General features: G+C 68.3%; 10 protein-coding genes and 1 pseudogene. 4 read left to right on the top strand and 7 right to left on the bottom strand.

The window, feature by feature from the left end; genetic code table 11:
• Positions 1-173: 173 nt before the first annotated feature.
• The 4 genes from ACM0PK_RS18015 to ACM0PK_RS18030 all read right to left on the bottom strand — a co-directional run bounded on the left by ACM0PK_RS18015 (position 174) and on the right by ACM0PK_RS18030 (position 4,246).
• Complete coding sequence (locus tag ACM0PK_RS18015; RefSeq protein WP_180868592.1) at positions 174-1,778, bottom strand: OpgD/OpgG family glucan biosynthesis protein; 1,605 nt, start codon at positions 1,776-1,778, stop codon at positions 174-176.
• A 104-nt stretch (positions 1,779-1,882) separates the two neighbouring features.
• Positions 1,883-2,695: a bifunctional DNA-formamidopyrimidine glycosylase/DNA-(apurinic or apyrimidinic site) lyase gene (gene mutM / locus ACM0PK_RS18020; protein ID WP_061480453.1), complete on the bottom strand. Its 813-nt coding sequence runs from the start codon at positions 2,693-2,695 to the stop codon at positions 1,883-1,885.
• A gap of 19 nt (positions 2,696-2,714) precedes the next feature.
• Positions 2,715-3,047 (bottom strand): EF-hand domain-containing protein, encoded by a 333-nt coding sequence (locus ACM0PK_RS18025; RefSeq protein ID WP_061480454.1) that lies wholly within the window; start codon positions 3,045-3,047, stop codon positions 2,715-2,717.
• Positions 3,044-4,246: a DesA family fatty acid desaturase gene (locus tag ACM0PK_RS18030; protein WP_065179775.1), complete on the bottom strand. Its 1,203-nt coding sequence runs from the start codon at positions 4,244-4,246 to the stop codon at positions 3,044-3,046. Before ACM0PK_RS18030 ends, ACM0PK_RS18025 begins: the two co-directional genes overlap by 4 nt.
• Positions 4,247-4,397: 151 nt before the next feature.
• Here ACM0PK_RS18030 and ACM0PK_RS18035 point away from each other — a divergent pair, with 151 nt between their 5' ends.
• Complete coding sequence (locus ACM0PK_RS18035) at positions 4,398-5,219, top strand: ABC transporter ATP-binding protein (RefSeq protein WP_053496707.1); 822 nt, start codon at positions 4,398-4,400, stop codon at positions 5,217-5,219.
• Between the two features lie 130 nt (positions 5,220-5,349).
• Here ACM0PK_RS18035 and ACM0PK_RS18040 read toward each other — a convergent pair.
• Together ACM0PK_RS18040 and ACM0PK_RS18045 are read right to left on the bottom strand one after the other, a co-directional pair.
• A pseudogene (locus ACM0PK_RS18040) lies at positions 5,350-6,553 on the bottom strand (DUF4785 domain-containing protein).
• Positions 6,554-6,564: 11 nt separating this feature from the next.
• Complete coding sequence (locus ACM0PK_RS18045) at positions 6,565-7,443, bottom strand: hypothetical protein (protein WP_072167423.1); 879 nt, start codon at positions 7,441-7,443, stop codon at positions 6,565-6,567.
• A 261-nt stretch (positions 7,444-7,704) separates the two neighbouring features.
• Between ACM0PK_RS18045 and ACM0PK_RS18050 the strand changes: the two genes are divergently transcribed.
• On the top strand, positions 7,705-8,544 hold the full coding sequence (locus tag ACM0PK_RS18050) for an acid phosphatase (RefSeq protein WP_134969335.1): 840 nt from the start codon (positions 7,705-7,707) through the stop codon (positions 8,542-8,544).
• Positions 8,545-8,675: 131 nt separating this feature from the next.
• On the opposite strand, the gene ACM0PK_RS18055 is transcribed toward ACM0PK_RS18050, so the two are convergent.
• Positions 8,676-10,946 (bottom strand): TonB-dependent receptor, encoded by a 2,271-nt coding sequence (locus ACM0PK_RS18055; RefSeq protein WP_414606772.1) that lies wholly within the window; start codon positions 10,944-10,946, stop codon positions 8,676-8,678.
• 160 nt (positions 10,947-11,106) lie between these two features.
• On the opposite strand from ACM0PK_RS18055, the gene ACM0PK_RS18060 reads away from it, so the two are divergent.
• The gene (locus ACM0PK_RS18060; RefSeq protein WP_134972062.1) at positions 11,107-12,123 is read left to right on the top strand and encodes a TIGR00266 family protein; all 1,017 of its coding nucleotides are present in this window, start codon (positions 11,107-11,109) and stop codon (positions 12,121-12,123) included.
• A gap of 284 nt (positions 12,124-12,407) precedes the next feature.
• On the top strand, positions 12,408-13,400 hold the full coding sequence (locus ACM0PK_RS18065) for a patatin-like phospholipase family protein (protein WP_164093443.1): 993 nt from the start codon (positions 12,408-12,410) through the stop codon (positions 13,398-13,400).
• Positions 13,401-13,436 lie beyond the last annotated feature (36 nt).

Raw genomic sequence — 13,436 nt, forward strand, 5'->3', positions numbered from 1 at the left:
GGGTCCGGTTGCGGGGGCGTGAGCCGCATGGATGCGGCGACCGAGCTTACAGGGACGTACTTGCAGCGTCCCCCGCAACCGGACCCACCCCGCCATCCCACGGAATGCACGCATTTGACGTTGCCTTGGCTTGAAGCGGGTGCAGGGCTGCAAGCCCTGCAATCCCAAACCACTCAGTACAGCGTCCGCTCCGGCGCACCCACCGGCGGCGGGGTGTACTGGTACAGCCAGGTCTCGGTGAGGGTCTTGCCACCACTGCGCAGGAACAGGCGGATGTCGATCTGCTCGGTACTGCCTTCCGGCGGCACCAGGTCGAACATCGCGCGATAGCCGTTGATCTCGCGCAGCGGGCGCGCCGAAACGATCTCGACCCGGCCACGGCTGGCTTCCACCACCGCTTCGACCTCGGCCTTGTCGATCAGCCTGGCCAGTTCGCCACCTTCGAAGTCCACCGCGAAGCGCCAGCTGAAGTACTCGCGCTTCTTGCCGACCACACCGCCCAGGCCGGTGCGGCTGGCCACGCAGTGCGCCAGCGGCGGGCGTGCCGGCGGTTCGGCGCCCCAGTACAAGCGGTAACCGACCAGCAGCTCCTGGCCCGGCTGCGGCTTTTCCTTCGGGTTCCAGAACGCCACGATGTTGTCGAAGGTCTCGTCCACGGTGGGAATCTCCACCAGCTGCACCGAGCCTTCGCCCCATTCGCCCTTCGGCTCCACCCACAGGCACGGGCGCTTCTCGTAGAACACGCCGTCGTCCTGGTAATGGTCGAAATTGCGGTCGCGCTGCAGCAGGCCGAAGCCGCGCGGGTTGCGGTCCACGAACATGTTGAAACGCAGGTTGCGCGGGTTCAGCAGCGGCCGCCAGATCCACTCGCCGGCACCGGTCCACAGCGACAGGCCATCGGTATCGTGGATCTCCGGGCGCCAGTCCCAGCCCATCCGGCGGTCATTCTCGCCCACCTGGTACATGCTGGTGCACGGGGCGATGCCCAACCGCTCGATCGTCTTGCGCGGGTACAGCGCGCTGTCGATGTCCATCAGCAGCACGTCACCGTTGGTGATCGCGAAGCGATAGGCTCCGGCCACGCTGGGCGAATCCAGCAGGCCGTAGACCACGATCGTGTCCGAATCAGCCGACGGCTGTTCCAGGTAGTAGGCGATGAAATCCGGGAATTCCTCCGGCTTGCCCATGCCGGTGTCGATCGCCAAGCCACGCGCGGACTGCCCGTACTGGCCCTCCTTGCCGACCGCGCGGAAGTAGCTGGCGCCAAGGAAGGCGGCGAAGTCGCGGTCGGTGTCCTTGCGGGTGTTCAGGCGGAACCCGGCGAAGCCCAGATCGGCCGGCAGCTCGCCATCCTTGATGCCGCTCTTGCCGTAGTTGAACGCCGCGCCGTCATACGCCAGTTCCTGCGCCTTGCCGTCGACCACGTCGAACATGCGCACCGGCGAATGGAAGTACAGGCCCAGGTGGAAGAACTTGGCCTGGAACTTGCCGGGCTGGTCGGCCCACAGCGCATGGTCCTGGCGGTAGCCAATCGACTGGTACTGGTCCCAGTCGAGGCCTTCCAGGCGGCCCGGCAACACCCGCTTGTGGCTCTTGTAGGGCGCCTGTGCCAGCGCGCGCGCCTGGCCCTTCAGGGTGGCGAAGTCGAACGGCTGCGGTTGGCCGAGGCGGCGCAGGCCCATCTGGCCGCTCCTGCTGGCCGCGCACGCGGGCAGGGACGGCAGGCCGAATGCAGCCAGGGCGAGGGAGGCATTGCGGATGAAGTCGCGTCGTTGCATGCAGGCGCGTCAGGCACAGAGGGAAGGTCGGCCATGATAGGCAGACAAACGTTAACGGGCAGCGGAGACGCGCCCTGCCCGTTCAGCTGCCGCTGGTCGCCGGCTCAGCGCTGGCAGTGGCTGCACCAGACGCTGGCGCGCTGGCCGATGGTGGCGTGCTTCAGCGCGCGCCCGCAGTTCGGGCACGGCAGCCCGTCGCGGCCGTACACCAGCAGCTCCTGCTCGAAGTAGCCCGGCGCACCGTCGGGGCTGATGAAATCGCGCAGGGTGGTGCCGCCGCGGGTGATGGCGTAGCCCAGGATTTCCTTCACCGCGTCGGCCAGCCGCTGGTAGCGTTCTCGCGAGATCTTTCCTGCCTCGCGCAACGGGCTGATGCCGGCCTTGAACAGGCTCTCGGCGGCGTAGATGTTGCCCACGCCCACCACCACCGCCTGGTCCATCAGGAAGGTCTTCACCGGCGCGCTGCGGCCCCGGCTGCGGTCGAACAGGTAGTCGCCGTCGAACGCGTCGTCCAGTGGCTCCGGGCCCAGCCCCTGCAGCAGCGGGTGGATCTCCCCAGCCGGCTGCCAGAGCAGGCTGCCGAAGCGGCGCGGGTCGTTGAAGCGCAGCAGGCGGCCGTTGTCCAGGCTGATGTCGACGTGGTCATGCGCCCGCAGCGGGGTATCACCGGGCAGCACGCGCAGGCTGCCGGACATGCCCAGGTGCAGCACGGCGCTGCCGATGGCGGTATCCAGCAGCAGGTACTTGGCGCGCCGGCGGATGTCCTCGATGCGCTGCCCCGGCAGCAGCTCGGCCACTTCCGGTGGAATCGGCCAGCGCAGGTCGGCGCGGCGCAGGATCACGCCATGCACGCGCCGGCCCTGCAGGTGCGGCGCCAGGCCGCGGCGGGTGGTTTCGACTTCGGGCAGTTCAGGCATGGTGCGATTCTACGCCCGCTCAACGCGGCGGCGCGGACAGCTCGCGGGCATCCAGGAAGCCATCACCGTTGGCATCCTGCTTGTGGAAGCGCTGCACGATCACCTGCCGCTGCTGCTCGCGGCGGATTGCCCTGCCCTTGCCGCCGGGCAGCTCGTCGGCGCTCAGTACGCCATCACCGTTGCGGTCCATGCGATCGAAGGCATACAGCATCCACTGCACGTACTCGGCCTCGCTGACCTTGCCGTCGCCATCGCTGTCCATCCGCTGCAGATAGCTGGCGGTGTCGGTGACCTGGGCCAGCGCCGCACCCGGCAGCAGCGCCGCCAGCAGAAGCCCGTACCCTGCCCTCACGCGCCCACCAGACTGTAGCCCTTCAAGCGTGCGGCGTAGGCCTGCAACGCCGCGATACCGCTTTCCTCGGCCTCGCGGCACCACGCCTGCAGCTGATGCAGGCGCTCGGCGGCGTCGTGGCCACGGGCTTCCAGCAGCGCAGCCAATCGCCCGCGGTACTCGACCAAGGTGCGGATGCGCGGCCGCTGCGCCACCCATGCGCTGAGCTGGGCGCGGCTGTCCGGCTTCAGCCAGCGGCCATCGTTGACCAGGCCACGGCGCAACCGGCGTGGCAGCAGGCGGCGCAGCTTGGCCCCGGCCTGCGCGGCCTCCTCGCGCAGGGCCGGCATGAACACGTTGCGCTGGTAATCGGTCATCGCCTGGAAGCGGTGCGACAGCAGCGCCTTCAGCGTTTCGGCATCGGGCACGGCGATGTTCGGGCGCACGTCCATGGCCGGTGCCACCCGCAGCACCCTGGCCAGTCGCAGCGCCTGCAGCAGGCGGATCGCACTCCAGCCGATGTCGAACTCCCAGCGCCGCATCGCGAAGCGCGCCGAACTGGGGAAGGCATGGTGGTTGTTGTGCAGCTCCTCGCCACCGATCCAGAACCCCCACGGCGTGAGATTGGTGGAGGTATCGGCCGACTCGTAGTTGCGGTACCCCCACCAGTGGCCCAGGCCATTGACCACGCCCGCCGCCCAGAACGGGATCCACGCCATCTGGATCGCCCACAGCGCCACGCCGGGCAGGCCGAACAGCACGCTGTTGATCGCCAGCAGCACTACCGGCCCCAGCGTGGCGTGCGGGGTATACAGATGGCGCTCGATCGCGTCGTCCGGCGTGCCGCGCCCGTACTGCTCGATGTCCGCGCGCATGCCGCGCGCTTCGCGGTACAGCTCCACGCCATGCCAGAACACCTTGCCGATGCCGCGGGTGACCGGGCTGTGCGGATCGTCCTCAGTCTCCACCTTGGCGTGGTGCTTGCGATGGATGGCCACCCACTCGCGGGTGATCATCGACGTGGTCAGCCACAGCCAGAAGCGGAACAGGTGCGCCAGCGCCGGATGGAAATCGACCCCGCGATGGGCCTGGCTGCGGTGCAGGTACAGGGTTACCGAGAAGATGGTGATCTGGGTGAAGACCAGCAGCACGCCCAACATGGCCCACCAGCCGAGGCCGAGCACACCACCGGTCAACAGGGACATCAGGGCATCAGACATGGCAGCTCTCCGGATCGACGCGGGGATGGCAGACATGATGGGCGCTTGCGTTGCAAACTGCATCCCTGCGGCGATGTATCGCATCGCCATCCGTGGCACCGTTCACAGTTGGGGACCTGAGTTGTCGAGCCTTGATCCACGCGCCAGCACCATGACTGCCGCCCCGCCCGTTGCGGAGCTGCCCCCCTTGATCGAACTGGACCGCGCCACCGTGGTGCGCGGCCAGGTGAAGGTGCTGCACGGGCTCAGCCTGCGCATCGCACAGGGCCAGCACACCGCCCTGCTCGGCCCCAACGGCTGCGGCAAGTCGACCTTCATCAAGCTGATCACCCGCGAGCTGTACCCGCTGGCGCAGGTCGACGGCTCCGTGGCGGTAAGGGTGCTGGGGCAGAACCGCTGGCAGGTGGACCGGCTGCGATCGCAGCTGGGTATCGTCACCGGCGATCTCAGCAGCAACCTGGCCGACATGCCGGGCCTGACCGTGGAACAGGCAGTGCTGTCCGGCTTCTTCGCCAGCTACGTGGTGCCGGCCTTCCGCGAAGTGACCGCCGATATGCGCGCACGCGTGGGCGAGACACTGGCGATGACCGGCGCCCTGTCCCTGCGCGACCGCGCCTACGCCGAGTTGTCCGCTGGCGAGACCCGCCGCGTGCTGATCGCCCGCGCGCTGGTCAACCGGCCGCAGGCACTGCTGCTGGATGAACCCTCCACCGGGCTGGACCTGGTCGCCCGCGAGCAGCTGGTGGCGACCATGCGGGTGCTGGCGCAGCAGGGCATCACCCTGGTGCTGGTGACCCACCACATCGAAGAGATCATTCCCGAGATCGAGCGCGTGGTACTGCTGCGCGATGGCCGCGTGCTGGCCGACGGCACCCGCGCCGAGCTGCTGCGCAACGAACCGCTGTCGGCGGTGTTCGGCGGCGCGATCACCGTCTGCGAGCAGGAAGGCCGGCTGACCGCATACGCGGGGTGATCGGCATGCCGTTGTAGAGCCGAGCCGATGCTCGGCTGCTCCTGATCACGACAAACAGCAGCCGAGCATCGGCTCGGCTCTACAGGATGCAATGCAGCGGGCCGGATATCCCGGCCCGCCACCGTCGTGCTCAGAACCGCAACGCCAGCGCGCGCGACTCGATCGGTGCCATCCGGCTCTGGTCCTGCAGCTGCAGGTCACGCAGCTCGTACGGTGCGCCAAAACCGGCCGGCAACGCGACCTCGCCGAACGGCAGCACCAGCTGGCCGGCGCCTGGGCCATCGAACCACGCGGCTGCATGTGCCTGCGCGACCGGCTTCATCCGGCCATCGCGGGCCGTGGCATACAGCGTGCCGCGTGCCTCGTAGCGGCCTGCCGCAGCCACCTGCAGCGGCAGCGCCACCTGGCGGTTGGACGGGTCCGGTGCTGCCTGGCCACTGAAACGCGCGGTCGGCCGTGCCACCGCGAAGGCCACCTTGCCATCGCGCAGCACGCCATCGGCCTGGGCGAACACCTGCAGCTCCCACAGCCCCTGCACGGTGCCGACGTCGGTCGGGATCCGCACCTGCGCGCGCAGGCTGCCATCGGTGGTGCGCAGCAGACGCTGCGGCCAGCTGCGGCCATCCGGTGCGACCAGCAGGGCTTCACCCCCCCAGGCCGCCACGACGCGATGCCAGCTGCGCGCTGGTGGCGCCGTCTTCCAGCAGGCGTGCCTGCAGCTGCACGTTGCCACCGGCCAGCACCTGCGCCTGGTTGGCCTGCACTTCCAACCGCAGCGGGCTGTTCGGCTCCAGCACCTGCACCACATAGCGGCCCTGCGCCTGCGTGCTCTGCAGGGTGTACGCACCGGCGGCACTGGTCGCGCCGGTGCGCAGCATGCTGCTGCCATCACTCACCGGCATGCCGGCATCCTGCAGCGCGCGCGCATCGACACTGCGGGCCACGCTGCTGCGGCCAGCCGGGTCGCGCACCTGCAGGGTGTTGGCCGGCAGCGCGCGGGCTCCTGCGGCCGGACTCAGCTGGATCACCGCATCCGGCGCCGTCAGCGGCAGGTCCAGGCCGCGCTGCAGCTGCGTGCCATCGACCTGCTGCCAGTAACTGCGGCTGACCGAGGCATATGGCGTGGCCGCCTGCAGCGGCTGTGCCGGGTCCAGCGCCCAGGCAAACGACAACGGCGCGTGTTCGCTTTCATCGGCAGGCAGCGGCGCGGCCACCAATGCGGCAGGCACCTGATCGCCCGCGCGGGCCGCCTGCAGAGGCTGCGCGGCCTGCGCGGCGGAAAGGGACAGTACTGCCAGCACCGCACTGGCCAGCAGGGTGGAATGGGTCGTCATGGTCATCTCTCTCACTGGGTCAGGTCGTTGCGCAGCAGGGTGCCGAGGCCGAAGCACTCGCGCCGGCTCTGGTTGTGGCTGAGCGGTTCTGCGCCCTGGGTGCGCGCTTTGTCGGTGAACCAGGTGGTGCCGGCCGCCTTCTGGCTGCTGCACTCCAGGAAGCCATCGGAGCAGGACGACAACCAGTTCTGGGTGAATTCCAGGCCAACGTTGGCGGCATAGCCACCGCAGTAGCTGTTGCTGTCCCACACCGCCGATTCCACGTCACTGCCGACCACCGCGCGGAACGGCTTGGGCAGCGCCGGGCGACCGGCCGTGCCGTACAGGTTCTGCGCGTTGTAGGTGGCCATGCTGGCCACCTGCTGCTGGCGTACCGCGTCGTTCTTGTAGCCCAGCAGCCAGCCCAGTGACGTTTCGAAGGTATTGCCGTTGAGCACCGCATCGGCCAGCGGCGTGCCCGCCGAAGACGGTGCCAGTGCGGTGACCTTGCGCACCGTGCGGATGATCTTCGGATAGCGGCTGTCGTAGGTCGGGTTGGACAGGATCCAGCGCATCACGTTGCCGCCGTTGGAATGGGTGATCACCACCAGCTGGGTGATGCCACGGCTGTCGATGAAGCCGGTCAGCTGGTTGGCCAGGCAGCCGGCGGCCTCCGGTTTCCACATGTACTGGGTGAAGTCACAGTTGATGACCACATAGTTGCTGCTGTTCGGCAGGCCCTGGCGCACGGTGTCGATGATCGCCGGCTGCCAGTAGTCCTGGGTGGCATTGGTCTGCGCGCCGGTGCCATGCACGAAGGCCACGCCGACCACGTCGGCGGCCTGCGTCGGTGCTGCTGCCAGCCCCAGAAGCAGGGCCAGGACGGTACTTCCTGTTGCGGTGCTGCGCATCGCTTCTCTCCCTCTGTCTTCGGATCCCCCCGACCCGGCTGGAACTGGACGGCCCCTGGTGCCTGCCGATGTGCCGATGCTCACGGTGCGGCCGCGTGAAAGTCCGTGCGCTGCGCCCGGATTCAGCAGACTGGCACCCTTCGATGACGTTCTTCATCTCCTGTGATGACCATGCCGGGTCTGGCCGTATGACCGATGGCCACTGCAGTGCCGCATACGGGCTGCGATCATGACGCGATGTTTTTCCTCCGGAGCCCGTCCATGTCGTTGATTTCCCACCCCGCCCGCCCGCTGCTCGGCCTCGCCGTTGCCGTGGCCCTGGCCGGCTGTGCTGCCACGGCCACCAAGCCGACCGCCGTCGAAGCCAACATCACCACCAAGGCCGTGGGCTATCTGGACAAGAGCGCTGTTCCGGCCAGCCTCGATCTGGTGCCGGCACCGCCGGTGGCCGGTTCGGCCGCCCTCGCCCTGGACGAACAGGTCAGCCGTGAAGCCCGCGCGCTGCGAGGCAGCCCGCGCTTCGCCCAGGCCGGCGTCGATGCGGAACTCGGCTTCCCCGAGGGTGCAAACCACTTCTCCTGCGCCGCCGACATCGACGTCGATGCGGTGAAGACTCCGGCGCTGTATCGACTGCTGGAGCGCAGCCGGATCGACGCCAGCGCCGCCACCAAGGCGGCCAAGAACCACTACCAGCGCCCGCGCCCGTTCATGGTCAACGGTGAGCCGACCTGCTCGCCGAAGGACGAGGATGGCCTGCGCAGGAATGGTTCCTATCCATCAGGCCACACCTCGATCGGCTGGGCCTGGGCACTGATCCTGTCGGAGATCGCGCCGGACCGCGCCGATGCCATCCAGGCCCGCGGCCGCAACTACGGCGAGAGCCGCCTGGTGTGCAACGTGCACTGGCAGAGCGACATCCTCGAAGGCCGCTTCATGGGCGCCGCCGCCGTGGCCCGCCTGCACGACAACGCGGCGTTCAACAAGGACCTGCTGGCCGCACGCAAGGAGATCGAGGCGGCGCGCAAGGCCGGTCGGCACTCCAGCCGCGACTGCGCCACCGAGAATGCGGTGCTGAAGGTGCGCCCGCAGAGCGCGCTGTAAGCCATGCCTCTGTAGAGCCGAGCCATGCTCGGCTCATGGCAGTCGAGCATGGCTCGACTCTACAGAACGCAGGAAACAGATGGGCCGGCATTGCGCCGGCCCTTCTTCATTGCACTACCGCAGCCACCGCATCAGAACTTCGCGGTGAACTCCACGCCCCAGGTGCGCGGCTCGTTGAGGAAGCCGGTCAGGTTGTTGAAGTCGATGGCACCGACGACGCGGGTCTGGTTGGTCAGGTTGCGGCCGAACACCGCCACGTCGTACTGGCCATAACCCCAGTTGTAGCCCAGGCGCAGGCCGCCTTCCAGCGAACTACGGCCGCGGAATTCCGGCGACTCGTAGATGAAGAAGTTCACCGCGCTGCGGTAGGCCCAGTCGGTGTAGGCGTACAGCTCGCTGCCATCGCTGAGCGGGAAGCCCACGCGCAGGGTCGCGTTGTGGATCCACTTCGGCGCCTGCGGCAGCGGGTTGCCGTTCACCAGCGCGTAGGTCTGGCCGTTGATCACCGTGGTCGGGTCGGTGATGGTGCAGCCGCCGCCGCAGATCGCCACCGCCAGGTTCTTGTCCTTGATCTCGGTGTCGTTGTAGCTGCTGCCAAAGGTCAGCAGGACGTTGTCGGCCAGGTAGGCCTCCAGGTCCAGCTCGACGCCCTGGCCGATGGTCTTGTCGGCGTTGAGCAGGGTGGCGGTGTTGTTGGCACCGCCCACGGCGATCAGCTGCTGGCCATCGACGTCGTAGCGGAACACGCTCAGGCCCAGGCGCGCGCGGCGCTCGAACAGGTCGGCCTTGATGCCGGCCTCGTACGAGATGACCTTCTCCGAATCGGCCTGCGACAGACCCGGCGCAAAGGCCAGGCGGCCCTGGATCGACGGCGCGCGGAAACCCTTGGCCACGCGGGCGTAGGCGTTGATGTCGTCGGTCAGCTTGTAGACGCCGCTCAGGTCCCAGCTGACGTCGTTGACGTCGGTGTTGGCCAGGTACGGGCCACTGACCGGGGTGCCGAACGGAACCGCCTGCAGCACGCTGGCGCTGAAGTCCTTCTTGTCCTGGGTGTAGCGCACGCCGGCACGCAGCTTGAAGCGGTCGGTGACGTCGAAGTCACCCGAGGCGAACACTGCCCAGGCCTTGTTGCGCTGGTTCTGCACCACGTGGCCGGTCTGCGGATTGCCCGGGGCCAGCGAGTCGTAGTTGAAGTTGTTGATGGTCACGTCTTCATCGAAGTAGAAGACGCCGGCCTGCCAGTCGAAGCGGCCCCACTCGTTGGACTCGACGCGCACTTCCTGCGTCCACTGGCGATGGCGCGGCAGGCCATCAGCCGACTCCGAGGAGAACGGAATCAGGCCCGGGCCGTAGTTGCCGTCACCGAGGAAGGCCGCACCGTAGCCACCGTCGATGTCACCGCGGTTGAGCGATTCGGCGGTCTCGTAGCCGGTGATCGAGTGCAGGGTCACCGAGCCGAGGTTCCACTGCAGGCGCGCACTGCCACCCCAGGTCTCCAGGTCGGAGAAGTTGACGCCGTCGTTGGCCACCTTGTCGCGGTCGAAGTTCTCGACCAGCGAATTGCCACCCTTCTGGATGATGTTGGCGCGGAACAGGCGGGCGGTGCCGTTGAGCTTGCGCTTGTGCAGGTTGAACAGCGCCTCGAAGTCATCGCCTTCGTACAGGAACTGCACGCGGCCGGCGGCTTCGTCGTAGCCCTCGAAGCCGCTGTTGGGCGCGCCCACACGGGTGTTGTCGACCCAGTCGTCGCGGCGCTGGTAGATCGCCGAGACGCGTGCCGACCAGCGGTCGGTCAGCGGGCCGCCGTAGGCGCCCTGCACGTTCCAGCTGTTGTAGCTGCCATAGCCGACGCGGAGGTAGCCATCGGCATCCTGCGACGGGCGCGCCGAGTCGAACTTGACCACGCCGGCCGGCGTGTTGCGGCCGAACAGGGTGCCCTGCGGGCCACGCAGCGCTTCCACGTTGGCCAGGTCGAACAGCGGGAAGCCCTTCAGCAGCGGGCTTTCCTGCACGACGTCGTCGTATACCAGCGACACCGGCTGCGAGGCATTGAGATCGAAATCGGTGTTGCCCAGGCCGCGGATGTAGAAGCGCGGGAAGGCACGACCGTAGGACGACTCGATGTTGAGGCTCGGCACGCGTGCGGCCAGGAAGCGGATGTCATCGCCGGCCGAACCGAGCACATCCAGCTTCTCGCCCTGGATCGCGCTGACTGCAACCGGTACGTCCTTGGCGTTCTCGACACGGCGCTGCGCGGTGACCTGCAGGGTGTCGAGGGCAACCGGATCCTTGGCGGCAGGGGTTTCCTGGGCGGCTGCTACCAACGGCAGCAGGGCGGAAAGAGCGGCAACGAGAGGGCGCGCGACCGGAAGGCGGCCACGGGAAGTGCGGGTCGGGGACATGGCGGTAGGCTGTGTTTGGAGGGGTGGTAAAACGGCGCTACCAGATAATTGTTGCAATACAGCACCTGCCCCGCAAATGCCGGCCGTTCATGGCCCCGTCGCCCTGCCCCCCGGGGCGCTCGCTAGACTCGGGGTTTTCCAGCGCCGCGGAGCCGCCGCAATGACCCAGTGGTACTTCCATGCCTCGGCCCAGGCCGACCGAATCGGACCGCTCGATGACCCGGCCGCGCGCCGCTACGCGCAGGCCAACCCGCGCGCGCTGGCCTGGTGCCAGGGCATGAGCGGATGGACCTCGATTGCCGAAGTGCCCGAACTGCAATCCGCGGCCCCGGGCATGCCCCACACCCCACCCCCGGTCCCCGCCACCGCCAGCGGCCGCGCCGACGACATCGAATTCCGCATCGTCGGCCATGAGATGCAGTTCGTGGAAATCGAGCTTGATCCCGGTGAGAGCGCCATTGCCGAGGCCGGCGCGTTGATGTTCAAGGACGCCACGGTGCAGATGGATACCGTGTTCGGCGCCGCCAATGGCGACCAGGGCGGCGGCTTCATGGGCAAGGTGATGGCTGCCGGCAAGCGCGTACTGACCGGCGAAAGCCTGTTCGCCACCGTCTACACCCAGAGCGGCCATGGCAAGGGCAAGGTCGCCTTCGCTGCGCCCTACCCTGGGACGGTGCTGGCGATGAAACTGGACCAGCACGGCGGCCGCCTGATCTGCCAGAAGGACAGTTTCCTGGCCGGCGCGCGCGGCGTGCAGATCGGCGTGCAGTTCCAGCGCAAGATCATGACCGGCCTGTTCGGGGGCGAGGGTTTCATCATGCAGAAACTGGAGGGCGACGGCTGGGTGTTCATCCACGCCGGCGGCTGCGTGGTGGAGCGCGAGCTGGCCGCCGGCGAGCGCCTGGATGTGGATACCGGCTGCGTGGTCGCCTACCACCCGACGGTGGACATGGACGTGCGTCGGGTGGCCGGCATCAAGAGCATGCTGTTCGGCGGCGAAGGGGTGTTCCTGGCCACGTTGACCGGCCCCGGCAAGGTCTGGCTGCAGTCGCTGCCGTTCTCACGCCTGGCCGGCCGCATGTGGATGGCCGCACCGCAGGGCGGCGGCCAAAGCCGCGGCGAAGGCTCGGTGCTGGGCGGCCTGGGCCGGATGCTGGATGGCGATAACCGCTTCTGACCGCCTCCGGTCGTGCCGGCCGCTGGCCGGCAACCTCCTGGACCTTGGCGCGCATCCCGGTAGTGCCGGCCGCTGGCCGGCAGCCTCATGGACCTTGGCGCGCATCCCGGTAGTGCCGGCCGCTGGCCGGCAGCCCCATGGACCGTTGCCAGTTTCCCTATGGTTGCCGGCCAGCGGCCGGCACTACCTTTATGAATGGGCGATATTTCCCACCCTGCCCGCCCCGCCGCAGCTTCGGTATGCTGGCGCCCTTTCCTGAATCCGGCGCCGTGCGCGCACTGCCGATGAGCCTGTTCCGCCCCCGCATGCTGCTGTCTGTCGCCCTGATCGGCCTGCTGGCCGGCTGCGGTGGCGACCCGGTCCGCCCCACGCCGCCGCCGGCGCCGACCGTGGTCCCGCAGGCCAAGCCGGTGAAGATCGGTATCGCGCTCGGCGGTGGCGCGGCCAAGGGCTTCGCCCACATCGGCGTGATCAAGATGCTGGAAGCCAATGGCTTCGAGCCCGCGGTGGTGTCCGGCACCAGTGCCGGCAGCGTGGTCGGCGCGCTGTATGCCAGCGGCATGGATGCCTTCCAGATGCAGAGCAGGGCCGTGGCGCTTGATGAAGCCAGCATCCGCGATGTGCGCCTGTTCTCCGGTGGCCTGGTGCAGGGCCAGAAGCTGCAGGACTACGTCAACGAACAGGTTGCCAACCGTCCTGCCGAGCGCCTGAAAAGGCCGTTCGCCGCCGTCGCCACCCAGCTGGAAACCGGCGAGCGCGCAATCTTCGTGCGCGGCAATGTCGGCCAGGCCGTGCGCGCGTCGAGCAGCATCCCCGGTGTGTTCGAGCCGGTGAAGATCGGCGGCCGCAACTACATCGACGGTGGCGTGGTCAGCCCGGTACCGGTGGACGCTGCCCGCCAGCTCGGCGCCGACTTCGTGATCGCCGTCGACATCTCCAGCAAGGCCAGCGGCAAGGCGCCAACCGACATGCTGGGTATCGTCAACCAGTCCATCTCGATCATGGGCCAGCGCCTGGGCGAGCAGGAACTGGCGCGCGCCGACATCGTCATCCGCCCGAAGGTACTGGACATCGGTGCCGCCGATTTCAGCCAGCGTGGCACCGCGATCCTGGAAGGCGAAAAGGCCGCGATGGCAGCGATGCCGCAGATCCGCGCGAAGATCCAGCAGCTGCAGCGCGCACGCGCCGCCGCGGCGGCACCGGCGCCGGTGGCCGCGCCGAAGTGCGAGGAAGCCTCGCGCCTGGGCAAGCTGATGGGCCGCAAGGACAAGTGCTGATCCATTGAAGCCAGGCCACCGGGCCCGCCCGGTGGT

It is taken from the genome of Stenotrophomonas sp. FR010 (genome assembly GCF_047520755.2).
GTDB lineage: Bacteria > Pseudomonadota > Gammaproteobacteria > Xanthomonadales > Xanthomonadaceae > Stenotrophomonas > Stenotrophomonas sepilia.

Bases quoted from the DNA above. Each gene is read 5' to 3' on its own strand.
- ACM0PK_RS18015 (WP_180868592.1), bottom strand. From the start codon at position 1,778: ATGCAACGACGCGACTTCATCCGCAATGCCTCCCTCGCCCTGGCTGCA.
- mutM (WP_061480453.1), bottom strand. From the start codon at position 2,695: ATGCCTGAACTGCCCGAAGTCGAAACCACCCGCCGCGGCCTGGCGCCG.
- ACM0PK_RS18030 (WP_065179775.1), bottom strand. From the start codon at position 4,246: ATGTCTGATGCCCTGATGTCCCTGTTGACCGGTGGTGTGCTCGGCCTC.
- ACM0PK_RS18035 (WP_053496707.1), top strand. From the start codon at position 4,398: ATGACTGCCGCCCCGCCCGTTGCGGAGCTGCCCCCCTTGATCGAACTG.
- ACM0PK_RS18045 (WP_072167423.1), bottom strand. From the start codon at position 7,443: ATGCGCAGCACCGCAACAGGAAGTACCGTCCTGGCCCTGCTTCTGGGG.
- ACM0PK_RS18050 (WP_134969335.1), top strand. From the start codon at position 7,705: ATGTCGTTGATTTCCCACCCCGCCCGCCCGCTGCTCGGCCTCGCCGTT.
- ACM0PK_RS18055 (WP_414606772.1), bottom strand. From the start codon at position 10,946: ATGTCCCCGACCCGCACTTCCCGTGGCCGCCTTCCGGTCGCGCGCCCT.
- ACM0PK_RS18060 (WP_134972062.1), top strand. From the start codon at position 11,107: ATGACCCAGTGGTACTTCCATGCCTCGGCCCAGGCCGACCGAATCGGA.
- ACM0PK_RS18065 (WP_164093443.1), top strand. From the start codon at position 12,408: ATGAGCCTGTTCCGCCCCCGCATGCTGCTGTCTGTCGCCCTGATCGGC.